The following is a 25,959-nucleotide window of genomic DNA, read 5'->3' as shown; positions in this document are numbered from 1 at the left end:
AGGTAATTCAGATTCGGTTTATGATAAAATTGAAATCAAAAAGGAAGGGTTTAATATGTAATTTCGTTTCCGTGTTAATTTTTGAAAATATTCCAATTCAAATATAATTTAAGAATCATGATTAATAAAAGTATAAATAATAGTTTGATTTTGTCAATAGTATTGCTGTTTGCATCTTGTTCAGGTTTAAACAGTCAATCTGTTAAAACAGTCGAAACCTCTAATTCTAGACCAAATATTCTCTTTATTTTATGTGACGACCTTGGTTATGCTGATGTTGGGTTTAATGGCTCAACAGATATCATTACACCAGAAATGGATAAGTTAGCTAAGAATGGGACTGTTTTCTCCTCAGCTTATGTATCGCATCCGTTTTGCGGACCAAGTAGAGCAGGTATAATGACAGGGAGGTACCCACATGAATTTGGTTCACAATTTAACATTCCTGCGAATAGTGAAGCTAGTGCCAGTGAAGGTATTCCTGTAAATGAAATTTTTATTAGTAATGTATTGCAAAAATCAGGATATTATACTGGTGCCTTAGGGAAATGGCATTTAGGTGAAGCAACAGAATTTCACCCTAACAATAGGGGTTTTGATGATTTTTATGGTTTTTTAGGTGGAGGACATGAATATTTTCCAAGTGTGTATGGACCAAAATATAAACAGCAAGTAGCGGCAGGTAACCAAAACATATGGGATTACTTAACTCCATTAGATCATAATGGAAAATCCGTAGAAGAAACTGAATATATAACAGATGCTTTATCTCGAGAAGCCGTTCGCTTTGTTAAAGATGCTGCAAAAAAGAAACAACCATTTTTCTTGTATTTGGCTTATAATGCACCACATACGCCATTAGAAGCTAAAGAAGAAGATATGAAATTGTTTAGTAATATTAAGGACGAAAAACGACGTACCTACGCAGGTATGGTTTATGCTGTAGATAGAGGTGTAGGCGATTTGGTAAAAGCACTTAAAGAAACCAATCAGTTTGATAATACAATTATTATTTTTTTAAGTGATAATGGAGGTAGAACAGATCAAGGTGCTAATAATACACCACTTAAAGGTGTGAAAGGCGATGTTTACGAAGGTGGCTTTAGAGTTCCAATGTTTTTTCATTGGCCAAATCATATAGCAGCAGGTAAACGATTTGACTATCCTGTTTCTGCGCTCGATTTTTATCCAACATTTGCTGGTTTAGCAAAAGCAGAAATACCAAAAGATAAGATTCTTGATGGTAAAAATATTTGGGATGCGGTAATTAATAATAAAAATCCACGTGCGGGTGAAATGATATTTGCGATGCGTCATCGTTCAGGTTTTTCGGATGTTGGCGTTCGACAAGATGAATGGAAAGCAACGAAGGCATACAACAGCCCATGGAAATTATACAATATAAATAATGATATTAGTGAAAAACAAGATATTAGTAATAAATATCCTGAACAATTAAAATCGATGGTTTTAGGAGCTCAAAAGTGGAGTATTGGTCATACGGAACCTCGTTGGTTCGATCCAGAAAGTTTGAAAGAAGTTTGGAAAGAAAAGAAAATGGGTGAGTTTATAAATACATTCAAAATTTCAAATTAGTTCATTTAAAGTAAAAACGGATTAATTGTAATAATATAAACACCAGTAGCGAACAGCTTTGTTTGCTACTGGTGTTTTTTGTTTTGTACTAAATTTATTTATAATTATTTGGGGAGGTTTAAGGGACATTTCGTTTTAAAAGGGTAAAAATCAATAATTCATGGGTAAATCTACAAGGTAATTTTAGAAGTATGCATTTTATCTTTACAAAAAAAAGTGTATGCATAAAATTACCCTACAATTTACAAAATTTAATTCTGCAAGAAATCTCTATTTCGCTGTAGGGTTTTTAGCGTTATTCATCCAAGTTTCCAACGCGCAAGTATATCCGTTGTCCGACCCAACAAATAGTGGGAATTGGACAATAAACTCTAATATAAGTGATGAGTTTGATGCTTCGGTTTTAAATGAAAACAAATGGCTTATTCAAGGAAGAAACGGTGTTTTTCAATCCAATTTTAAAGGACGAGCACCTTCTCAGTTTTCAACAAACAATGTTCGATTAGAAGATGGAAAATTAAAATTAGAAACCCGATGGGAGCCTGGTTACGCATTTTCGCCTTCTGTTGACGCTGTTGGCGATCCTTACGAAAATATTACAACTGCCGCTGTCATTGCTAAAAATGAATTCGTTTATGGTTATTTGGAAGTTAAATGTAAAGCTGCTGATGCCGAAGTAACCAGTTCCTTTTGGGCCACAGGCAATAATACAGAATTTGATTTTTTCGAATTTTTTGGCGACCATAGACAAACGAATAAGTTATGGAAGGATAAAGAACTTTGGTGGTCTATACACGATTGGAGTTCTGCAGGTAATGGTAGAACCACATACACTGAAAGCCATGATTTAGGGTTTCGCGTAGCCGATGCGTTTCATACTTATGGTTTTGATTGGAGTGTTGATGGTGTTAAAATTTATATTGATGGTATTTTATTTAGAGATGTACCCAGAACCATTATTAATGCCTATAACGATGTTGCAAATAATAATGGTGGTAATGGTGCGAATGAAAATTATGTAGTGACCAAGCCAATAAAACTATGGTTCGATCAAGAAACTTTTCCATGGCATGGTGTGCCAACAAGTTTAGCCGATTTAGAATTAAACAGTCCAGCAGAAAAAAAAGATGATGGGGTTGTGGATTTTGAAATTGAATACTTAAGAGTGTGGCAAAAGGGAACATTAAGTTTAGATGATAAATATTCAAGTTTAAATAACACTAAAATCTTTCCGAATCCTTTTGACAGCAACAAATTTGAAGATTTGTATATATCCACGCCACGTGATTGTCAAATTTTAATATATAATGTTGCTGGTGTAGAATTAATTAATGTTGTTAAAACAATGGAGCCTTTTAAAGTATCTGTTTCCAATTTACTATCAGGATTTTACGTCGTTGTAATAAAATCTGGAGACACCATAGAAACAAAAAAACTTATTATCAACTAAAACTTATAACTACTAAACAATTTTAAATGAAATATATGATATCTAAAAAACTACAAGCGTATTTATTAGTGGCGCTTTGCATGGTTCCAGTAACCCAAGTTATTGGTCAAACCCAAGGAACAAGACCTAATATTATTGTTATTTTAGCCGACGATTTAGGTTATGGCGATGTAGGTTTTAATAGAAGTGCCAGTTTTCCAACAGATTTGGGAGTAATACCTACGCCAAATATTGATCAATTAGCTAACAACAGTATTATTCTTGGAAATGCCCATGTTGCACATCCCTTTTGTGGCCCTAGTAGAGCCGCTTTGTTAACAGGCATGTATCCTCATAGAATAGGAGCACAATATAATTTACCTAACGATATTACCTCTACCTTAGGAATTCCAACCAATGAAACTTTTTTTTCAAATTTACTTCAAGATAGTGGTTATAATACGGCAGCATTCGGTAAATGGCATTTAGGATTTGCTGAAGGTTCTTATCAACCCTTAGATAGAGGTTTCGATTATTTCTTTGGATTTTTAGGAGGAGGAAAGGGCTATTTTGAAAACGGTTATGAAGATGCGTTTTACAGAAGACTTGGTAGTGCCAACCCTGTAACCAACGAATATCAAGATCCATTACAAAGAAATAGAAATTATGTAGCTGAATCTGAATTTAGCGATGCAGAGAATGAAGATTATTTAACAGATATTCTCACAGATGATGCGATCAATTATTTCAACAATAATAAAAATCAAACAGATCCATTTTTTATGTATTTGGCTTATAATGCACCGCATACACCATTGGAAGCCATAGCATCTGAAATTGCTCAGTTTAAAATTGATAATCCAAATTTTGAGGACTTAGTTCGTAATAGTACCTACATTACAGAATCGAATCAAGTAACTAAATGGCCTTTGGAAGAGCAACCACAAAAAATTGAAGAGTTTGTTCAAGATCGTATTACGTATGCAACAATGGTGTCTAATTTAGATAAAAACATTGGCAGACTGGTTACAGAAATGAAAAAGGATATCAATGTGTATAATAACACGGTTATTATATTTTTAAGTGATAATGGCGGTTATACATACAGTAAAGGTGCGGTAAATTATCCGCTTGATGCTTTAAAAGGAAGCGTTTTAGAAGGCGGTCACAAAGTACCAATGTTTGTGCATTGGCCAGATAAAATTTCAACCAAAACCAATTACGATTACCAAATTAGCGCATTAGATTTATACCCAACATTGGTTAATTTAGCTGGAGCCACTGTTCCTCCTAATAAAATTATTGATGGAAAAGACTTTATGGATAAGCTTATTGCTGGTGAAGAATTAAGACCTAATGGAGAACCTATTTATATTGTGAGACCACAAAATGGGTTTCAAAATGGTGCGATTATGTCCTATCCATGGAAAATTGTTAAAACTGGTGGTAGCGGTAATTGGAAACTATATAATATAATTAACGATCCTGGGGAAACCTCAGATGTTAGAGCTTCAGAACCTAATGCCGAAACAATTATTCAAAACCTTTTAGATTATGCAGTTGCTTGGGCAAAAGATTTTAAGGATGTAAAACCAGCTTGGTATGATAATGATGATGGTGGAAATGGGCATCCACATTCAGCACTGTGGGATGATGGAACATTACCAGCTTATGATCTACTTTTCGAAAGTTCAGAATTGTTATTAGAAAGTGAATTAAACAAAATAAGCATCACAGGAATTACAGATGCTGTTGAAGGAATAACAGATGGTAAATTCAAAGTAAGTTTACCAGATGGCGTTTTAGCATCTCAAGATATTACAATTAATTATTCAGTAAGTGGTGATGCTACAAATGGCACAGACTATACCGCTTTGTCTGGTTCAATTACTATTTTAAATGGTACAAATTATTCTGAAATAAACATACAAGCCACAACAGATGGTATAAATGAAATTAGTGAAGCAGTAACCATTACTTTACAATCAACAAACTTTGGATCGGTGAACGTAACTCCTGCAAATATCAATGTTTTTGATGTAATTGTTCCAACACCTTTAACAGCGGGAGATATTGCTATTGTTGGTTTTAAAGCAGAATCAGGAAATAAAGGTGCTGTTGCTTTTATGTTGTTAAAAGACATAAGTGCCACTACAAAAATGTCTTTTTCGAACAGATCTTGGAAGGGTTCTCAAGATGGTTGGACGGGAAGTTACAGTATAGATGATGTTTGGACTTGGACAGCGGGAGAGCCATTTTTAAGTGGAACTATCTTAAAATTAGATTCAGATGGTTTAGTAAAACAAATAAAAAATGATGTAGAGATTACTGTTGGATCTACAGTTCATAATATTTTGGGCAAAGACGATGGTGGTACAGATGATGATTCCGATTTCGATCTTTCACCTGCTGGAGATACTGTATTAATATATCAAACTCCTGAACCTTTTGCAGAACTTACTTCGGGAACAGATTTAGGTTGGATAACGGGGTTAAATACTAATTCTACGCTTTGGGGCGATGGAGGCGGGAATTCCTTTTCTGCTATTCCAACGGCATTAATAGGTTTTACTATTGATGCCACAAATGGTGTGAATGCAGACATGGATAATGGTATTTATAATGCTGCTTTATCGGGCTCTCCCTCTCAATTAAGAGGAAGCATTAATAATGGTGCTAATTGGACAACTTCAGAAGATGATAATTATAATTTATGGAGTTTTAATGAAACATCAAGTGGTATTTCAGGTGATATAGGTTCTGTAGGAACTTTAGCTATTGCAGATATATTAAAAGCAGAATTAAGTATTTTTCCAAACCCAACTTCAGATTATTTTAATATAAATTTTGATAAACCCGTAAATAAATTGGAGATAGAAATCCTGTCAATGTCTGGTAAAACCATCAAAAAAGTAAAAGGAACAAATACAGAAAAACCAAGAATACAAGTATCCGATTTAGCTCAAGGTATGTATCTTATAAAGGTGAAAGCAGATAATCATGTATGTATAGAAAAAGTTTTAAAAATTTAAAAAATAACTAAAGAAGTTTATTATTTGCAAATTGAGAATCTTGTTTTAATGAAATTTTATAAACTTCATTAAAACATTTAAATACCTCGCATGACATGAATACAACACTAGCAAACAAAATAAGAACAAGTTTTAAAGAACGCTTTAAAAGCGACCCATTACTTATTTTTTCCCCAGGGAGAATTAACATTATAGGTGAGCATACCGATTATAATGACGGATTTGTGTTTCCAGCGGCCGTTAATAAAGGCATTGTTGCCGGAATACAAAAAAGTGAAGCTTCGGAATCGAAAGTTTATGCGGTAGATAAAAATGAAGAGATTTCTTTTTCATTATATACATTAAAACCATCGACAGAGGGTAGTTGGGCTAATTATGTATTAGGAGTTGTTTCAGAACTCCAAAATAGAAGTAAAACCATCGGCAATTTCAACATCGCTTTTGGTGGCGATATACCAGGAGGCGCAGGTATGTCATCTTCGGCAGCTTTGGAAAATAGTGTGGTGTTCGGACTTAACGAACTTTTTAATTTAGGACTTTCAAAAGAAGAAATGATTCTAATTTCACAAAAAGCAGAGCATAATTATGTGGGTGTAAAATGCGGAATTATGGACCAATATGCTAGCATGTTTGGCATTGAAAACCATGCGCTATTATTGGATTGCAGAACTGTAAAATCGAAACCCTATAAAATTGATTTTAAAGATCAAGAACTCATTTTAATAAACACCAATATAAAACATAGTTTATCCGATAGTGCTTATAACGACAGACGTTCGGTTTGCGAATCCATTTCAGAATTACTAAAAGTGAAGGCCCTCCGTGATGCTACGGAATTTGATTTAGAAACTATTAAAGACCAAGTATCACCTGAAAACTATCAAAAAGCCTTGTATGTTATTCAGGAAAATGAACGCGCAGTAAAAGCATCGAAAGCTATGGAAGTAGGCGATTTAGAAACACTTGGAAAATTAATTTATGCATCACACGAAGGTTTGCAAAATCAATATAAAGTAAGTTGTGATGAATTGGATTTTTTAGTCGCCCAGGCCAAATTAAATGGATACGTTTTAGGCGCAAGAATGATGGGTGGTGGTTTTGGTGGTTGCACCATAAATTTAATTGCAAAAAACGAATCTGAAAACTTCAAAACCCATATTTCAAAGGTGTATAATGAAAAATTCGGTAAAGAATGTTCTATTTATTCCGTAAAACTTTCCGAAGGTACCCATTTAATAAAATAAACTAACGAAAAAAATGAATACGGATTTACAAGATTTTTCACATAAACGATTCAATATATTAACAGGAGAATGGGTTTTAGTATCGCCGCATCGCGCCAAACGACCTTGGCAGGGACAAAATGAAGCCACTTCAAATGAAATTAGACCTGCACACGACCCAACTTGTTATTTATGTGCAGGAAACACGAGAATTAACGGTGAAATAAACCCCGATTATAAAAATGCGTTCGTATTTACTAACGATTTTGCAGCACTTCAGAAAGATTCCAAAACTTTTAAAATAAACGATGGTTTATTACAAGCGCAAAGCGAAACAGGTATCTGTAAAGTGATATGTTTCAGTCCAGACCACTCCAAAAGTTTGGCAGATATGGCTATTGAAAGCATTCAAAAAGTGGTTGAAACTTGGCAATACGAATATGAAAACATAGGTAAAAACGAAGGCATCAATTACGTTCAAATATTTGAAAACAAAGGAGCTGTGATGGGTTGTAGCAACCCGCATCCACATGGTCAAATTTGGAGTCAGTCTACACTACCAAACGAAGTAGATAAAAAAGATAAGCACCAGCAAGTTTATTTTAACAAAAACAAAACGAGTTTATTAGGAGATTACCTTCAACAGGAATTAGAAAAACAAGAACGTATTATTTTCGAAAATGACAGTTTTGTAGTTTTAATTCCTTTTTGGGCTGTTTGGCCATTTGAAGCGATGATTGTCCCAAAAAAGCATCAAAAAGATATTCTTTGTATGAATGGGGAAGAAGCAAGTCTATTTGCCGAAGCTATTTCCGTATTAACCAAAGCATATGATGCTTTATTTAATACCTCATTTCCATATTCAAGTGGTATTCATCAAGCACCAACTAATAATGAAGATAATTCTCATTGGCATTGGCATATGAGTTTTTATCCACCGCTTTTACGAAGCGCAACGGTTAAAAAATTCATGGTTGGTTACGAAATGTTTGGTTCGCCACAACGAGATATTACGGCTGAAATTGCAACACAAAGATTGAAGGAATTAATTTAAAATGAAGTACAAAAATGTCAAATAAAATATTAGTAACAGGAGGTTTAGGGTTTATAGGATCGCACGTAGTTGTAGAACTCCAAAATGAAGGTTTTGAAGTAGTTATTATCGATAACCTTTCAAATTCATCAATAGATGTATTAAAGGGCATTACAGCTATAACCAAAAAGCAACCTATTTTTGAAAAGCTAGATTTAAGAGATAAAACTGCAGTAATAGATTTCTTTAAAAAAGATCAAGATATAATTGGTGTGATTCATTTTGCAGCATCAAAAGCGGTGGGTGAAAGTGTAAACCTTCCTTTGTTATATTATGAAAATAATTTGAACACATTAATCTATATTTTACAGGAATTACAGAACAAAGAAACTTCTAATTTTATTTTCAGTTCGTCCTGTACGGTTTATGGTCAGGCAGATTCATTGCCAATAACAGAGTCTGCACCAATAAAAGCCGCGGAATCTCCTTATGGAAATACGAAGCAAATTGGTGAAGAAATTATTAGGGATACTTGTAAAGTTTCAGAGAATTTAAAAGCAATAGCACTTAGATATTTTAATCCAATTGGATCACATGAATCAGCAAAAATAGGAGAATTATCTATAGGAACACCTCAAAACCTAGTGCCATTTATTACACAAACAGGCATAGGTAAAAGAGAACAGTTGTCTGTTTTTGGAGATGATTATCCTACTAAAGATGGTACTTGTATAAGAGATTATATTCATGTAGTCGATTTAGCAAAGGCACATGTCGCCGCATTAAAACGACTTATTGATGGTGATAACACTGATAATTACGAAGTATTTAATATAGGAACAGGGAAAGGCTCATCTGTGCTGGAGGTTATTAAAACCTTTGAGGAGGTTTCGAACCAAAAACTTAATTATAAAATTGTAGATAGAAGGGCGGGTGATGTGATTGCCGCGTATGCTGATACTACAAAAGCTAATAAGGTATTAGGTTGGAAAGCAAAATTAAGTCTAAAGGATGCATTAATATCTGCTTGGAAATGGGAGAAAGGACTTAATTAGTTTTTTCTACTTAAAAAAGGAATCATTATTTAGAAGCCATTAATTCATTTTTTAAAAGGTGATCAGTGGCTTTTTTATATTTTTCTTTCAAAAGTCATTCAGCACATTCCCCTGCATTCCGCGAAAAGCTCCATTTCGGGAAAAGCGCTTCATTAAAAATCTTGGACACAATCCCAAAGTTTTAGGTTTATACTTCACTTTTTCCTGTTTAGTCCCGAAACTTCGGGAGCAGGAACACTCCATTCCCAATATTAAACTTTGAAATAGCGTCCGCTTAAAAGGAGAGTATATCTATAACAATATAGGTACAAAGGTAAACTCGCAAAATATTTCTCGGAAAAGGGACGGCATAAAGCCGTTCGTACCTCACTTTTTATACGTTTCCTTTCCGCTCCAAAATTTTGTCTTCCGTTTGGGTTCCGTAAACATATTGTTTAATCTAAAACTATAAAATTATGGAAACAATTTTCGAACATTTAAAAGAGGTGGCATTGGTTGACATTACAACCAGTAATACCAATCCGAGAAGTGATTTCGATGAGCAATCCATTCAGGAACTTGCTGAAAGTATCAAAGAACATGGACTGCTTCAACCGTTACTGGTCAGACCAAAAGACAAAGGGTATGAACTCGTCTGCGGAGAAAGACGATTAAGAGCCTGTAAGCTCATAGATTTGAAATTGGTGCCAGTTCAAATTAAGGACTTGAATGACCAAGAAGCCTTGGAAGCACAGATCATCGAAAACCTGGAAAGGGAAGACGTGCATCCCTTGCGAGAAGCTGAAACGTTTAGACTGATGATTGATAAGGGTGAATACACAATTGAAGATATAGCTGCCAAAATCGCCAAGTCCGAAAAATTCATCCTGCAAAGACTGAGCTTGAATAATCTAAATGCCGAATGGAAAAAACTGTTTTTCAGAAATGACATCAATCTTTCAAAAGCATTGATAATAGCGCGCCTTGATAAGAAATACCAAAAAGAAGTGGCTCAAAATGCAAGTGATTGGAGTGGCGGCATTAAATCTGCCCAACAGTTACAAAGCTACATTGACTCCAACATCACCGCGCTCATATCAAAAGCGATTTTTAACCCACTGGATGAAAACCTAGTTAAAAAGGCAGGAGCCTGTATCAATTGTCCGAAGCGCTCAGGAGCAAATTGTTCCCTGTTTCCTGATGTAAAGGAAGAAGACCGATGTTTTGATAAGGTGTGTTTCGGTGAGAAAACGGAAAAACACATTGAAAACGAAATTGAGAGCATCATCAACAATGCCGAAAATGTCCATTTAATCAAATCCAAGCATCAAGCTATCGATGAGGATCTGTCTGAAAAACTGAAAAAGTTAGATATAAATGTTCTGGTAGAATATGATGATTTTGAAACGATTCATGGAAAAGATGAACGGAAAAACAAAATCAGGGGATTCTGGGTTAATGGTTATGACCATGGAAAATACGTTTCTATTCGATTGACCAAAAAGCAAGAAGTAAAAGCTTTGGATCCGAAAAGCAAGGAAAGTGTGGATGCGCAAATTGAAAAGATCAATACGAGAGCAAAACGTATGTTGGAACTGGATGGTGAAAAGGTGCATAAACGTATCATTGAAGCCATGTGTGAAACTGAAGAATTAACTGTGTTAGGAAAACACAAATATTGTGATGCCACAGAAAAAGTAAACAGATTGATAGTATGGAATGCACTGAGTTGGCCAAAAAAGGAACATTATGGTAAGCTTTTGGATATGGACAAATATAAAAAAGAGGGTACTGCGGGATTCCTGAAACGTCTTATGGAACTGACAAAAGATGACATGGCCATCATCATCAATAATGTAGGATATGATTCCTTTAAATCATCCTTACCAACATACAGCGAAGCCATGGCATTAAGAAGTCTAGCTGAAAGTTTCGGTAGTATTCCAATCGAGGATTTCGAAAAGGAACAAAAAGCCATTGCCGATAAAAGAATAAGCCGACGGAAAGAACGGGTTACGAAACTCAAGAATTCGGTTAAATCATAAATCAAAGCCACTAATTATCACTTAGATGATTAGTGGTTTTTTTATTGTTCTACTAAAGCCATTGCAGCACATTCCCCTGCATGCCGCGAAAAGCTCCATTTCGGGAAAAGCGCTTCATTGAAAAGTCTTGGACACCATCCACCTGTTTTACTTTCCACTGCGTTGAACCTTTCCGCTTCGCTGGAAAGGACACTTCTTTACAGGCAAAACAGGTGAATGGAGTCCGCCAGGACAGAACAACCATCAAACTTATCGGTTCTTATAACTAGACATCGGAAATCCCGACCCCATATTTTCTTAACGGCAGTATCGGCAAAGCCTTCCCGGGACTTTGCTGGATACTGCCTAAAAACACGGGGTCGGTCCTAGAACATTTTAAGGGGTTTTATAATGGATGGCGCCTTTGTTTGTTTTTCGGGGCATCGAAAAACAGGCAGCGCAAAAGCACTACTAATAAAACCTTATTTGCTTATGGCGCTTAACTGCCTGTACGCCCCAATGCAAACAGGTTTTAAAGTATTGCTAATGCCCTCGTGGAACTTGTCAAGCCCATGCAAAGTTTTAAAAAAAAATAAGGTTTCCACATCCTTGAAAATCCAAGGATTTTGCTACGTCGCAGACCCTCCTGATTTGTTCCTTAAAAGCCTTGACAAAACCCACGCCATCCATTGGTTCGTTTCACGAGGGAAATTGAACAAAACGCCCCTTAAAATGGCATCCGTTTGCCACCCAATAGGGGAAATATAAACCATTTAATAATTAATATCATGAGTACATTAAGAAACAAAGTACAGTTGATTGGACATGTAGGGGCAGACCCCGTAATGACCAATTTGGAGAGCGGTAAGAACCTTGTTCGTTTTTCATTGGCAACCAATGAGAGCTACAAAAATGCCAAGGGCGAAAAACAGACCAATACCGATTGGCATAGTATCGTGGCATGGGGCAAGACCGCAGACATTATTGACAAGTACGTAACCAAGGGCAAGGAAATTGCCATTGAGGGCAAATTGACCTCAAGAAGTTACGAGGACAGGGACGGCACAAAACGCTATGTGACCGAGGTGGTAGTGGGTGAAATCCTATTGTTGGGAGGAAATCAATAGACATCAACCATGGAAAATTAAGAGGGCAATTGCAGTGACGAAACCATTGCCCTCTTTTAACTCCATACATCTTTAACCCATAAAACAAGAAAACAATGAACAGCAAAATTATAACATTACAGGAAAGCCTGCAACAATTTCATGGCACCGAGCAATTTTTTCAATTGCCTTTGATACAGACCCGATTTACGGACGGCATCCACTATTTAGCGGAAAAAGCAGGCTGCTTTTGGCTGGTAACCGATGCTTCCGTGATAGCCAAGAGCCTTAAGGACAAGAGCCACTTCATAACCATCGATTTTAAACGCCTTTCAGAACCCGAGAGCAAAGAGAAAGGCTGTGAAGCCATCATAACCTATGGCGACGGCAACGACACCATATTACAAACACACCGCTATAACGTGACCGATTTTCCATTGGATGAACTGCGGTTGTTCTTTGTGAACAATACGCTGATGCTACCGAGCGAATATTGAATTTAAAAAACCATGTATCATGATTTATTTGAATTACAACAATCTGGACGAAGAGACCCAAGACCGTTTGCTCCAAAATTCCAAAATCGATGTGGAACAAAAATTTGGGAATGACCTTAAATCCTATGCTGAAAAACAGCATTTGGATTATAACACCATACTGGAAGAGGAAGCCATTAAAAACCTTTATTCCTACCAATACGTTTTTAATATTTAATCTACCAATAGTTTAAAATTATTAATAAAGACTTCATGTAATATGGGGTCTTTTTTTTTGCAGATTATTTTCAGCCCTTTTCGAAAATCTGACGCCCAAATCCAAACATTCATTGGAAATCATATTTTTTGGTATCAAAACGAACCATTTGCAACCAATCTGAGTTTGAATATTACATCCTAATCTAATAACTTTAAAAGAACAGCCACAAAGGAAAAAGCAACTGACATTTTTTAGTCAGGTTGTATAAAAATTTTGTCCCGCTAGCGGGACGAAAAGGTATAGCAAGAGGGCAATGCGCTAAAGCGGCATTGCGTTATTTTATGTTTTTATAAATAACTGATTTACAGCTATTTAAAGCATATTAAATCATGTTTGTACCAAAGGACAAACACCAAAATTATGTTAATGCCCTTGGAAACCCCCGTAAACACTGGGTCGCATTAACATAATCAAGGAAAAGACTATAATATAAAGAAATGAAACGCCGATTTTTAAGTATCAATTTCCATAAGGACACCGTAGAACGGTTCAAGGGTTTTTGTGCCAAAGTCGGTGGCTCCTATACCGAGACCCTGAACCATATGATGGACTTTTTTGATACCTACCAACTGTCGCCCATGACCGATCTGGGACCGAACATGCGGGGCATGGAAGCCAATATTAAAAAGCGCATCAATGCCTTGGTTGCCATTGTGAAGGATATCGAAAAGCACCAGACACAACCGACCACGGCGATGCTCCAATTACTGTTTGAACAAACGCCACCAAAACAAAAGCAGCCCCGTTTAGTGGAGGTCAAACAAAGGGGCAAGACCACCAAAGATCCTTTTTTTGCCACGTCATTGGAGGCCATCGAACTGAGAAAGGAAAAGAACACCCTCCAAAGGGATTTAAAAGAAACCAAACAACAATTTGAGGATCTCCTGTTTTCTAAGGTACATATTGTAAAAAGCAGTTTTGGCAAGCCCAAACTTCAATTGGACATGACCTTGGAAGACTATGAGGCTCTTAAAGAGAAAATCAAAAACAGTTAATTATGTACATCTCAATCACCAAACAACACATGGACACCACCTTTTCACAGAGCTCCGGCGATTTTGTGGATTATCTGGAAAAGGAAAACAGGGACAAGGTTCCAGAGCAGCAAGAGCACTTTTTTGACCAGCACAATGACCAAGTATCCGCCAAGCACATCGTCAAGGACATCGACGGTAATACCGCCAAGCTCAGAAAAAACGAGCCTAAGTTCTATTCCTTGACCATCAGTCCAAGCCAAAGGGAACTCAAGCACATCGGTAATGACCCAGCAAAACTTCGGCAGTATGTCAGGGAAACTATGAAGGACTATGCCAGTTCCTTTTATAGGGACAAGCCCGTATCGGTGGACAGCATAAAATACTATGCCAAGATAGAGTACGAACGTACCTATAAAGGCTTTGATAGGGAAATAAAGGAGAACCAACCCTTTAGGTCACAAATTGTAAAATTGGAACATGACCTGGCGAAAATCAGAAGCGGGGAGTTGGAGGGCAACAGCCAAGCCATACAAAAAACCATCGAACAGCTCAAGGCAGAAGCCCCACACCATGTGGACGGCCAGATGGTCGTGCAGGGAATGAAAAAGCAGGGACTCCAGACCCACGTCCATATCATTGTGAGCCGCAAGGATGTGACCAACACGCTCAGTCTTTCCCCAGGGAGTTCCCACAAAGCCTCCGAGGTCATTTTGAATGGCAGCTTAGTAAAGCGAGGCTTTGAACGCGACCAGTTTTTTGAAAAGGCAGAAAAGACCTTTGACAAGCTCTTCAAATATGAGCGGAACTTTGTGGAAAGTTATACGGCACATAAAATGTACAACAAAGAACCATACAAGTTCTTTGCACACCTGATGGCACTCCCAACCAATGAAAAGAGTGCCGCCTTTAAGATGATGGGCAAATCGGGCATGCACGTCCCCAACCTGAACATCCCCACCAACCAGGTGCAATTGGCACTGAAAGCCTTCAAACAATTAAAAAGAACCATCGATGTGGCAAAGAACGCAAGCTCCATCGGCATTTAAAAAACAATCCTATGACAACACCCGTTTTGATAATATGTATCTATGTTGCCCTGACCACTTTGATAGCAATGGGTTTTCGATATTTGCGCTTCGCCTATGGACTAAGTGCCGTATTGTTGCTGATGATGGGGGCTTTGCTCTATCTCATGCATCCCGATAAGCTCATGGCCCTATTGGGACAATGGCTATTGCCTCTCGTATTCATCCAGAACGCCCTATATGTTTTGATAGTCCCCGTTTGGGAACAACCGAAAAAGGAACGTAAGTATGCAATAAAGCTCCAGGTAAAACAGGGCAGCATAAAACTCCAGAACATCCGTAGGGGCATCTCCATTATAGGATCCGCTGGCAGTGGCAAGACCGAATCGGTGGTCTACAATATGTTAAGGCATTTCCAGCGGTACCAATTTTGCGGTCTTATCCATGATTACAAACATTTTGAGATCACGGAAATGGCGTACCCACTGTATAAGGAATCCAACCGTCCTTTCCATATCATTTCCTTTGATGACATCTATGCCAAGGTGAACCCCATTGCCCCAAGGTATATGGAAGACGAGGAAAGCGTCAATGAAGTATCTCGGGTACTTTTGGAAAACCTGTTGGAACAACGGGAGTCCAACGCAGCTGGTTCTTCCAAATTCTTTAATGATGCCGTGGAAGGTCTTTTGGGTGGGCTTATCTGGAAACTCAAAACCACCCATCCTAATTATTGTACGCTTCCCCATTTGATTGCTACCTATCAATATTTGGATACCGATAGCCTCATTGATTTTTTGAGTTCCGATTACACCTCTAAAGCCATGGCTAATGCCTTTATCTCAGGAAGGGATTCTGAACGCCAAACGGCAGGGGTGATGAGCACATTGGCGAATGCCCTCAAGAAAATCAGCACCCAACGCATCTTTATGGCGCTCTCAGCAGATGAAGTACCCTTGGATATCAATAACCCCAAAAATCCAGCAGTGGTGTCCATAGTCAACAATCCCAAATTTGAAACGGCCTACTCCCCAGTGATTGCCACTATTATCCATACCATGACCAAACAGATGAGCGTAAGACATCGAGAATCGGCCTTTATCCTTATCGAGGAAGCGCCTACCATTAGGCTTCTCAATATGCACCGCATTCCTGCAACCTTACGGAGCTATGATATTTCAACGGTGTATGTGATGCAGGACAAGACCCAAAATGACATGATGTATGGCGATAAGGCAAGCCGTGCCATCTTGAGCAATCTGTCCTACCAGTTCTTTGGCAAGGCGAACGACCCCGACACCGCCAAATATTATGAACGTTTCTTTGAGATCGTCAAGAAACCGACAACCACCATCAGCAAGAGCCAAAATAGCCTAGACTTTGATTCCAGGATCAGTACAGGGGAGAAAGAAGTGAGTAAAATACGTTCCGATGTGTTCTTTAGGTTGAAGGAAGGAGAATTTATATCTTTTGCGGATGGCAAGGATCGAAAGGTTCAGTTTAAAATGCCGAATATTAACAGGACATTACCATCACCAATCCATCGCTATAATGATGCAGAAATACAGGCGAACTTTGAAAGGATCCATCTTGAGGTCAGACAACTGTTCCAGTTGAAGTCTTAAATCATGATCTACCAAAGTTAAAAGCATAAAAAAGAGAACCATTTCAAAACGATTCCCTTTTTAAAAGTATATTATTAAGTAATTTTATTTTTCTTTCAATAGCTTTTCTAAATAGGTGATTTTGTCTCGTTCAGCTTGCAATAAGCGTTCGTAAAGTTTTTCTTTTTCATCATAAAGTTCTAGAACTTTATCTAAGGGATTAAAATTAGGTTGAAAATTTATGCCATTTAAAATAGAACTATCATTAAAAGTATTTGATATAATATTCAATACTGCTTCGTCAGAAAATTTTTCAATTGATTCTTTGGTTACGCCAAGAACGTTTGCAATCTGTTCTAGTTTTTCATCTTCAATCTTTTCAGATTGCTCAATTTTGGAAACAGCTTGTTGGCTAATGCCCAATTCTTCCGCAAGGGTTTCCTGTTTCATGCCTCTAAGCTCTCTAATACGGCTAATCTTTCTGCCGATATGATTTGGTTTTGTTGCTGTTTCCATAATCCAAATATAAGATTTTTTCTAAAAATTACCATGCTTGTAAAAAACAAATTCAAGATGGTATTATACAACCTGTTTTGGTTCTGTACGTAAAAATATGATGGTTACTTTATAATAAATCAAAAGAATAAAAATTTATACAGATGGAATTATCAGAGCAACAAATCATCAATAAAATAACGAGCTTATTGGAAGTACAGTACATCTATTTATCTACGGTCACGGAAAACGATTTTCTAAAAACGATGAGGATCGTAATCCTCAAAGGAAACTGTTCTTCGCTAACCCAAGAATTATCATCTATGGTTGCCAAAATATTTCAGGAGCAGACGGACTTTTTATACCGAATATTTTCTTTTGATTATGCCCAGCAACAGCTTAAGGAAGAAAACCTATTTTTTGTCCATGGATGCACTTGGGATAAATTAATCTTTAAAGCTTCCGAAGCAGTATGGGATAGCTTTCATGAATACTATATATCTACAAGCATATTAAGCAAAGTACGATCAACTTTCGAAAAAGAGCGTAATAAAATAGCAACTTTTTTAGACGGAGCAAATTTCTTTATCCAAAAAAACAATCCTTCTCAAACGGCTTTTATGCTGCACCAATATATAGAACTTTGGTTTCGTTATGTTGCCCTTTTTACAATGGGTAAGGAACGCAAAAGCCATAGTATAAAAGAACTTCAAACCTATATAAAAACATTTGTTCCAGAACTAGGCAACCTTTTCAAAACAGAAATAGAGGAGGAGCAACACCTTTTAAAATTATTGGATGATGCTTATATAGCGACACGCTATGAAAACAATTACCATATCAACTTGGAACAAATACATAGAATATTGGAGAAAGCCAATAAAATGGAATCACTGGCGACGTCATTGTTTAAAATCAAATTGGATGCTTGTACAAAACATAAGTCAAATCAAAAAGAAGTTAATGTCCCTAAAAACCAATGCCTTCAACCAAATGACACAGAACTATCCAATTTTATTAAATCACTCTCCGCAAAAGACTTTTCAGCTTTAAAACCATATCCCTATAAAAAAGGGTTATACACCATTGGTATTGTAACGGAAGGGTATTTGGAGACATCGTTTATGATTTCAAATCTGTTAAAGGTATGCATCATAGCGATGGAGGCAGAAAGCTGCTCCACACGTTCCATTCCCGAACCAGAACATAACGTTAAAGAAGTTTTGGGATATGTTTTGGATATGATACCCCATAATGAAATGGAACTATTGGACACCCTCAGGTATTTAGCATTAGAAACAAAAATAAACAGCTGATGAAAGCAAAAAAGAAACATAAAAACAAACTAAAGGCAATAAAGAAGCACATTGAAAACTTTCCTGGGGTAGGCACGGAATCATATGGAAACAGGATAAGAAAGACCATCGGTTTTGAGGTGTTTGACCATGAGGATATCACAAGCAGTATTTCGGCACTCTTGGAAGTGTGCTATTACGCCCTTGATGGCAATGGCACTTTTGTTTATCCCAAACATAGTAACAAGACACCGATAAGCAGTGTGACCAAGGTACTGGAAATGGTAATAGATCTTTTGCCACATGACCAGATGTTTTGTTTGGATAAGATTAGCGAGATACTTTCTGAACAAGGAATCAAAAAGAAATAACCTAAAATATCGAATATGAAAACAAAACGGAAAGAACTTGAAAGGTTGATAAAATCAGCTAAGTACAAATTAGATACCTTACAACCATCGGATATTCAAAAGGGCAAATTTAAGGCCAAATATTTGCAATTTGAAGGATACTTGGATTTGTTTACTACTATTGAAGCTTTAATGAATGTCAGTATTTTGGCAACTCAAGGAGATACCTATTGCCCTCCCCATATAAAGGATCATGGTAGGGACATCAGGAAAACCCTAGAATTAGCAAACCGACTTTTACCATTTGATGAAGGTGAGTTTCTAGATAATGTATATGTTATGTTGAGACAACTTGAATCAGAGAGATAAGGTTTATGGATAAAAGAAACAGTTTTATTGTCGTGATTTATTACAGAAAATTGTTTTTAATTACACTAAACATTTGACCGTTTTTAGAACTAAGAGAGTTGATGGTTTTTTATAAAATAGGAAATATACTGGGGAATTAGGGATCCCAAATAGTAAGGTAGGTTCATTAAAAGATAAGGTACCCCGCTTGGGGTCCTTGTTTCTTGTATTGAGAATTCACCTGCATATATCCTGACGGCATATGGATGATTGGTGCGTTCAATGAATTGGTGCAGGGACTTTAATGAACCTGTACTTCCCGACTTGATTTCAATCGGGATCACTTTTCCTTCCATGGCATATACTAGATCGACTTCGGATGATGCCTGTTTCTTCTCCCTAACCCAAAAATTGGGAAGTTCAAATGTATTGACCTGAATTGAAATCAGTTCTTGTGTGACGATATGGGGTATAATGGCCCCTTTATAGCTATGACTTAAATCTTCCATAACCAACATTTCAGCACTTATGCTCAAAATGTGGTTAAGGATGCCTGTATCCAAAAATTGTAGTCTGGGCGATTTTTTCAAATCAGGGACTATAGGCACTTCTGTAGCTGTAGTGGGATAAATAAGTTGGATAACTTTTGCCTGGTGCAAATTTCGCATGGCTTCCCCCACTTCCCTCGACCTGTAATTGGAGTTGCCAAAATTTTGGAACTTTATCCGCTCATCTATCGTGTAAGCAGCTGTTGACATAATATGCTTGATTACATTTTTTTCCGTATTATTAGAAGCATATTTTTCCGAATCACTGATATAGGAGCTCCAAATACTCCCATATATGGACGATAGGTCTGCCACACTTTGGTTTTTAATGAACTGGTTTACTACTTCCGGCATACCACCTATGATGGTGTAGTTATTGAACAACGAAAGCAATGTGCTATGGGCAACAGGTTTTACTGGAATATTCTTAAGTTCATTCAAACCTGTTTGATGCTCGATGGCTTCCAGATATTCAATAAAGTTGAAAGGATAGAGGTATAAAAATTCAACCCTCCCAACAGGAAAGCTTTTGACATCCTTAAGGGCAAACTCAAGCAGTGAACCAGCTGCTATAACGTGCAGCTCTGGAATGTCTTCAAAGAAATAGCGTAGAAGCTGTATGGCTTTTGGCTGTTCCTGAATCTCATCTATGAACAGTAACGTTTCACTGATATCATTTGAAACAATATTGTTTGAAATCAATAAGGATTCAATGATGGTATTTACATCATCGGTTTGGTCAAAATACTGGCTATCCGCTTTCTTTTCTAGGTTAAGATATAACCGATGTTTGTAGGTTTTTGCAAATTCATTGACCAAAGTGGTTTTGCCTACCTGTCTGGCACCTCTAAGTATCAAAGGTTTTCTATTGGGTTTGCTTTTCCATTTGTGCAATTGGTCAATAAGATGTCTTTTTAAGGCCAAAATAGTTTTTTTATGTTATAAAGTAAGTGCAAATATATAAGATTTATGTAACAAAGTAAAGGTTGATTTTGATTTTTTATGTAACAAAGTAAATGATAATTTTGAGATGCCCTTGAATGAGCATGATTAGAAAGAAGTAGGTGGCGATATGGAAAAAAAGATTGTCCAAGGCCATGCTTTAAGCGTTTAAAAAGAAATTGTTGAAAGAGGAAAAACGAGAGTTAAATTTCTGACCAGCTTGTTTTAAGTGTTTCTTATAAAAAGCAATATAAAGCCAAACCAACCATATCACAAATAAGAACCAGGATTTCTAAATTCTATAAATTAGATAGTTTTCATAAAATTCATTTACATTTAGCTTGCTTTGGTACTGAATATTCTCTATTTTTATAGAACCAGTAAATAAAGCAATTTATTTTAAGTTCATTTATATTACCGTCAACAAATCGGCTAACAGTTTGTTTTTGAAGTTTATAAATGATTGATATATAGTTCTTTATGGGGTTGGGTGGTCTACCTGTCATCCCGACAATTAGGATGTCAAATGATATCAAAATAATGGTAAAAAAATGAAATTCAGTCTTTTAATTTTTTGATTGAATTCATTTGTACCCATTTGAGTACAAATTTAAAGGTGTCCTATTAGGTGTCCTTTTTTTAAGGAAATATTTGCCTTAATTTGTACCATAAGTATTTTATTTCTTCTTTATAGCTATTTGGCTTTCGTAGAACTGATTTATTCATCAAAAACGAAAGTAATGACATTCCTAAAAACCTTCAATGTCCATTTTTGGCTAAAAAAGACGGTCTTAAGATAAGACGTAATGTTCCCTGTTTAAGAGGTGATTATTAGCCTCATTTGATTTGTTTATTATGCTTGCAAATCACTATTTTAGTATCCTAAAAACAATTTGACCTTTGTTTGCTATTATCTAAAATTTAGATTCATGATAAAAAATAGATTAGTAATTATTATTCTACTTATAGAAATAACTTTGTTTTCTTTAAGTAATTCATTAATAATTTCTTCTCAAAACTTCGAAAGATTTTCCAATAAAGAAGGTTTTAATCAAAATACTATAACAGGTATTACTCAAGATAAGTACGGCTTTTTATGGTTTGGGACTCCCAACGGCCTTATTAAATACGATAGTTACGACTTTGAAATTTATACAACACAATCTAAAACCAATGGTACGCTTTCAAGCAATAATTTAACTAGTTTATACAACGATTCCGATGGTGTTTTATGGATTGGAACCAATGTTGGCATAAATATATATGTGCCTTGGCTTGAAAGGTTTTACAGCGTTCCACTTATATCCAAATTAGAAATAAGTCATGTTACTTCAGGTCCAAACGGTGCTATTTGGTTTTCGGGTGAAAATAAATTATACTATTGTAAATTATTGAATGCTGAAAAAGGTGAGATGCATGTTTCTAATAATCTTTTGGAAAACTATCCCAACATATCTTCCATAAACGATTTTAGTTTTATTGATGATAATCAGTTAGTATTAGCAACCAATTCTGGTCTTAAAAAAATAGAATTAGAAAAGGATTTTGAAAACCAAAACTTAAAAATTAAAACACTTTTAAATTTTGAGAATTTTGAAAACACAAACATCACTGTCATAAAAAGTATAAAGAATATATTTTGGGTTGGAACTGAAAATGGACTTTTTAAAACCACCCTTGAAGAAAATAGAATACACATCATTAAAAATATTGACCAAATTGACTCGCCAAAATCTCCTATAATTTCTTTATCGGTTAATACCATATTTGAAGATAAAAATGGCGATGTATGGATTGGCACGGTAAACAATGGCCTATTAAAATATTTAGAAAAAGAAGACCGTTTTTTGAACTATAAGTACAATCCTAAAAATGATCTTGGATTAAGTAGCAATTATATAAACGCTATTTTTCAAGATAATTATGGGGTTTTATGGATTGGAACTGCCCAAGGAGGTATCAATAAACTAGATATTTCACAAAAACAATTTATAAACTACTCCAAAAACCCATATGATAACTTCGCAATAACCGATAATTTAATAACCTCCATATTAGAAGATAACAAAGGCACGCTTTGGATATCGGTTTACAATAATAATGGTTTGCTTCGAAGCACTTCTAAAATTAGCGAAAAGTCGGTTTATAATCTCAAGTTTGAAAATTTAAAAGACAAAATTCCATTTCCAATAAACAATACCATCAGATGTATTTATGAAGATGAAAAAGGCTTCATTTGGTTTGGGACAGAATCCAATATATTTGTTTACAGCCCATTACTTGAAAGTTATAAACAAGTAAGTTTATTGAAAGATGGAAAAATACTTCCAGATCAAGTGTACCGAGATATACTTCAAGTAGATAAAACTACCATTGTTTTGGTTGGAAGCGAAATTACCGTAATTCAAAATCCATGGTCTGATATAGATAAACAGCAAAAACCAATAATAAATGTAAAATCGTTTATTAACCTACACGAAAGAGATATTTGCCATACGGTATTAAAAAGTATTAAAAACACACTTTGGTTTGGTACCAATAAAGGGTTGTTGTACGGTAATTTTAATGATGGCAAAATAACTATAAAAGGGAAGTTATCTGATGATAAAAATGGTGATTTAATGTTAAGTTATTCCAATGTTTTTTCCTTGCATGAAGATAGTGACGGACATATTTGGGCAGGAACATTTGGTGGTGGTTTAAATAAAATCACGTTGAATACAGATGGAAATCCCGTAAAAATAGAGTATCATAGAAAAAATGATGTACTTCCAGATGATGCTATTTACGGTATTTTACAAGAAAACGACACGTATCTTTGGATGAGTACAGACATGGGATTGGTTAAATTAAACATGAAAACCAATAAAATTGATGTGTTTGATGTTAGAGACGGTTTAGCACAAAACAACTTTAGGCAAGGCGCTTACTTTAAAGGAAAATCGGGATATTATTTTTTTGGAGGACTTAATGGTTTAACCATATTTAAACCAGAAAATATAAAGAAGAATTTTACACCGCCAAAAATACAAATCACTTCATTATTAATTAATAACAAAGAGGTTAAAATAGGTGAAAAACTAAACAATAAAGCAATACTCGAAAAATCAATTTCAGAAACCGAAAGCATATCGGTAAGCCAAAACGAACAATCTATTGCATTCCAATTAATTGTTGAGCATACATCCACACCATCAAAAAACAAATTAGCTTATAAATTAGAAGGGTTTAATGACGATTGGATAGAATCTGAAAGAGGAAAAAACACCATAACCTACACTAACTTATCTGCCGGAGATTACATATTTAAGGTAAAAGCAGCAAACGGAGATGGCGTTTGGAGTTCAGAAATTAAAAATTTAAAGGTTAAAATATTACCACCTTGGTATCAAACTTGGTGGAGCTATTTAGTTTTTATAATTCTTACCATCATAATTTGTGCTGGTGTTATGATTTATTTTATCCTTCATGAAAAGTTAAAACAAAAATTAAACTACGAACAATTAGATAAAGAACGAATAGATACCATCAACCAAGGAAAATTTCGTTATTTTACTAATATTTCACACGAATTCAGAACTCCATTAACACTTATAGCGGGTCCTTTAGAACAAGTTATTAATATAAATAAAGACGAAACACAGTCTAAATACCTAGCTATCATTCAGAAAAACACAAAAAGGCTTTTAAGTTTGGTAGATCAATTAATTACGTTTCGTCAAGCAGAACAAGGTTTTATTAGTTTAAACCTTAATAAAATAACCCTAGGCGAGTTTATATATCCAGCAACCGAAGCCTTTGAAAATTATGCCATCGAAAAAGACATCAACTTCTTTTATAAAGTGAATTCACCTAACGAAGAGATTGTTATCGATGTGGAAAAAGTAGAACGTATACTCTTTAATCTTTTATCAAATTCTTTTAAAAATACGCCTGCACATGGCAATATTAGTATAGAAGCCGACATCATACATACTGAAAATGAAAATCTTATAAAAATAGATGTTATTGATACAGGTAAAGGTATACCAGAAAAAGACTTGAATAACATTTTTGAACGCTTTTATCAATTAGGAAATAAAAAAGAAAACTTAAGCGGTGGCGGTATTGGTTTAGCGTTTTGTAAATCGCTTGTCGAACTGTTTAAAGGAGAAATTACCGTAAAAAGCGAACCAAATGTGGAGACAAGATTTTCCATTTTGATACCATCAACCCCTAATGAAGAGTATGATACCTCTGAAATTGATTCCACAAACAAGTCATATATTAAAGATTGGGTGCCTTTGCCAAGTGAATACAGAACTGAAAATATAGACCAAGAACAAGAAAGTGAAGACCTAAAACGTACCGTTCTTATTGTTGAAGATGAAGAAGATCTACAAATATTCTTAAGAAATTTTCTATCGAACCATTATAATATATTGATGGCAAAAAACGGACTTGAAGCTTTACAAAAAATGAAGTTGCAAGAGCCAGATCTTATAATCAGTGATATTATGATGCCCATAATGGATGGCTTTCATTTATGTGAAAAAATCAAATCAGATCCACAAACCTGCCATATCCCCATATTACTTTTAACAGCGTTGGGCGACGAAGAAAATTTAATAAAAGGCTTAGAATTTGGGGCAGACGAATATATAAGCAAACCTTTCTCGTTAAAACATTTAGCTATTCGGGCAGAGAGGCTCATACAAAATAACATTAAGTTAAAAGATCATTTTACTAAAAACAGTTCTATTCCAAAAGAAGATATTGAAATGTCTACAAGAGACAAAGAATTTTTAAAGGATATTATTGATGTTATTGAAAAAAACATAGCCAATTCAAGTTTTGGAGTTGAAGAATTATCGACAGAACTTGGCTTAAGTACTTCTTATTTCTACAAGCGATTAAAACAGCTTACTGGCCAGATACCAAATGTATATTTAAGGAATTTTAGGCTACAACGTGCTGCCCATTTATTGAAAAGCAACCAAGGGTTTAATGTTACCGAGGTTATGTACCAAATAGGTATTGAATCTCCTGCTTATTTTTCAACTTCATTTAAAAAATTACATGGTGTATTACCTTCCGAATTTCTGAAAAATTAAAAAAAACCTTAATAAACTAACTTTTATTAATTCATTTTTAGTTTTAAAA

The 25,959-nt window shown here is 35.5% G+C and carries 19 protein-coding genes; 17 read left to right on the top strand and 2 right to left on the bottom strand.

Translation table 11 applies throughout. The features are described from left to right. Window positions 1–117: 117 nt before the first annotated feature. From EV196_RS07950 to EV196_RS07890, 13 genes are all read left to right on the top strand, one after another. Window positions 118–1,596, top strand: a complete 1,479-nt coding sequence (locus EV196_RS07950) for a sulfatase family protein (protein ID WP_132217116.1) — start codon at window positions 118–120, stop codon at window positions 1,594–1,596. A 220-nt stretch (window positions 1,597–1,816) separates the two neighbouring features. Continuing rightward, on the top strand, window positions 1,817–3,046 hold the full coding sequence (locus tag EV196_RS07945) for a family 16 glycosylhydrolase (protein WP_132217114.1): 1,230 nt from the start codon (window positions 1,817–1,819) through the stop codon (window positions 3,044–3,046). 26 nt (window positions 3,047–3,072) lie between these two features. Continuing rightward, a complete protein-coding gene (locus EV196_RS07940) occupies window positions 3,073–6,057 on the top strand; it encodes a sulfatase-like hydrolase/transferase (protein ID WP_132217112.1) in 2,985 nt (994 codons plus the stop codon). Between the two features lie 95 nt (window positions 6,058–6,152). Next, complete coding sequence (galK, locus tag EV196_RS07935; protein WP_132217110.1) at window positions 6,153–7,301, top strand: galactokinase; 1,149 nt, start codon at window positions 6,153–6,155, stop codon at window positions 7,299–7,301. Between the two features lie 13 nt (window positions 7,302–7,314). After that, window positions 7,315–8,334 (top strand): UDP-glucose--hexose-1-phosphate uridylyltransferase, encoded by a 1,020-nt coding sequence (locus EV196_RS07930; protein ID WP_132217108.1) that lies wholly within the window; start codon window positions 7,315–7,317, stop codon window positions 8,332–8,334. Window positions 8,335–8,348: 14 nt separating this feature from the next. Next, on the top strand, window positions 8,349–9,368 hold the full coding sequence (galE, locus tag EV196_RS07925) for a UDP-glucose 4-epimerase GalE (protein ID WP_132217106.1): 1,020 nt from the start codon (window positions 8,349–8,351) through the stop codon (window positions 9,366–9,368). Window positions 9,369–9,823: 455 nt separating this feature from the next. Further along, window positions 9,824–11,392 (top strand): ParB/RepB/Spo0J family partition protein, encoded by a 1,569-nt coding sequence (locus EV196_RS07920; protein WP_132217104.1) that lies wholly within the window; start codon window positions 9,824–9,826, stop codon window positions 11,390–11,392. Between the two features lie 767 nt (window positions 11,393–12,159). Beyond that, on the top strand, window positions 12,160–12,498 hold the full coding sequence (locus EV196_RS07915; protein WP_132217457.1) for a single-stranded DNA-binding protein: 339 nt from the start codon (window positions 12,160–12,162) through the stop codon (window positions 12,496–12,498). Between the two features lie 95 nt (window positions 12,499–12,593). Next, window positions 12,594–12,974 (top strand): DUF6876 family protein, encoded by a 381-nt coding sequence (locus EV196_RS07910; RefSeq protein WP_132217102.1) that lies wholly within the window; start codon window positions 12,594–12,596, stop codon window positions 12,972–12,974. Window positions 12,975–12,993: 19 nt separating this feature from the next. Next, entirely contained in the window at window positions 12,994–13,191 is a 198-nt protein-coding gene (locus tag EV196_RS07905) for a hypothetical protein (RefSeq protein ID WP_132217100.1), read from the top strand. 479 nt (window positions 13,192–13,670) lie between these two features. Further along, a complete protein-coding gene (locus tag EV196_RS07900) occupies window positions 13,671–14,228 on the top strand; it encodes a BfmA/BtgA family mobilization protein (protein WP_132217098.1) in 558 nt (185 codons plus the stop codon). A gap of 2 nt (window positions 14,229–14,230) precedes the next feature. After that, window positions 14,231–15,256: a MobB family relaxase gene (gene mobB / locus EV196_RS07895; RefSeq protein WP_132217096.1), complete on the top strand. Its 1,026-nt coding sequence runs from the start codon at window positions 14,231–14,233 to the stop codon at window positions 15,254–15,256. An 11-nt stretch (window positions 15,257–15,267) separates the two neighbouring features. Continuing rightward, complete coding sequence (locus EV196_RS07890) at window positions 15,268–16,860, top strand: type IV secretory system conjugative DNA transfer family protein (RefSeq protein WP_243652206.1); 1,593 nt, start codon at window positions 15,268–15,270, stop codon at window positions 16,858–16,860. 84 nt (window positions 16,861–16,944) lie between these two features. Here EV196_RS07890 and EV196_RS07885 read toward each other — a convergent pair whose 3' ends face one another. Next, window positions 16,945–17,355, bottom strand: coding sequence for a helix-turn-helix domain-containing protein (locus EV196_RS07885; RefSeq protein ID WP_132217094.1), 411 nt, complete (start codon window positions 17,353–17,355; stop codon window positions 16,945–16,947). 143 nt (window positions 17,356–17,498) lie between these two features. Between EV196_RS07885 and EV196_RS07880 the strand changes: the two genes are divergently transcribed. Genes EV196_RS07880 through EV196_RS07870 form a run of 3 tightly spaced genes read left to right on the top strand, consistent with a single transcriptional unit; the run spans window position 17,499 to window position 19,348 of the window. Next, window positions 17,499–18,650 carry a HEPN domain-containing protein gene (locus EV196_RS07880; RefSeq protein WP_132217092.1) on the top strand — a complete coding sequence of 384 codons (1,152 nt, stop codon included), beginning with the start codon at window positions 17,499–17,501 and terminating at the stop codon, window positions 18,648–18,650. Continuing rightward, window positions 18,650–19,000: a hypothetical protein gene (locus EV196_RS07875; RefSeq protein WP_132217090.1), complete on the top strand. Its 351-nt coding sequence runs from the start codon at window positions 18,650–18,652 to the stop codon at window positions 18,998–19,000. Before EV196_RS07880 ends, EV196_RS07875 begins: the two co-directional genes overlap by 1 nt. A gap of 15 nt (window positions 19,001–19,015) precedes the next feature. Continuing rightward, window positions 19,016–19,348, top strand: coding sequence for a hypothetical protein (locus EV196_RS07870; protein WP_132217088.1), 333 nt, complete (start codon window positions 19,016–19,018; stop codon window positions 19,346–19,348). Between the two features lie 89 nt (window positions 19,349–19,437). Here the strand turns inward: EV196_RS07870 and EV196_RS07865 are convergent, their stop codons facing one another. After that, window positions 19,438–20,799 (bottom strand): ATP-binding protein, encoded by a 1,362-nt coding sequence (locus EV196_RS07865; protein WP_132217086.1) that lies wholly within the window; start codon window positions 20,797–20,799, stop codon window positions 19,438–19,440. Window positions 20,800–21,746: 947 nt separating this feature from the next. Here EV196_RS07865 and EV196_RS07860 point away from each other — a divergent pair. Then, window positions 21,747–25,910 (top strand): hybrid sensor histidine kinase/response regulator transcription factor, encoded by a 4,164-nt coding sequence (locus EV196_RS07860; protein ID WP_132217084.1) that lies wholly within the window; start codon window positions 21,747–21,749, stop codon window positions 25,908–25,910. Window positions 25,911–25,959 lie beyond the last annotated feature (49 nt).

The sequence above is a fragment of the Mariniflexile fucanivorans genome (genome assembly GCF_004341235.1).
Lineage (GTDB): Bacteria > Bacteroidota > Bacteroidia > Flavobacteriales > Flavobacteriaceae > Mariniflexile > Mariniflexile fucanivorans.
This window is presented reverse-complemented; position numbering and strand designations above follow the sequence as displayed.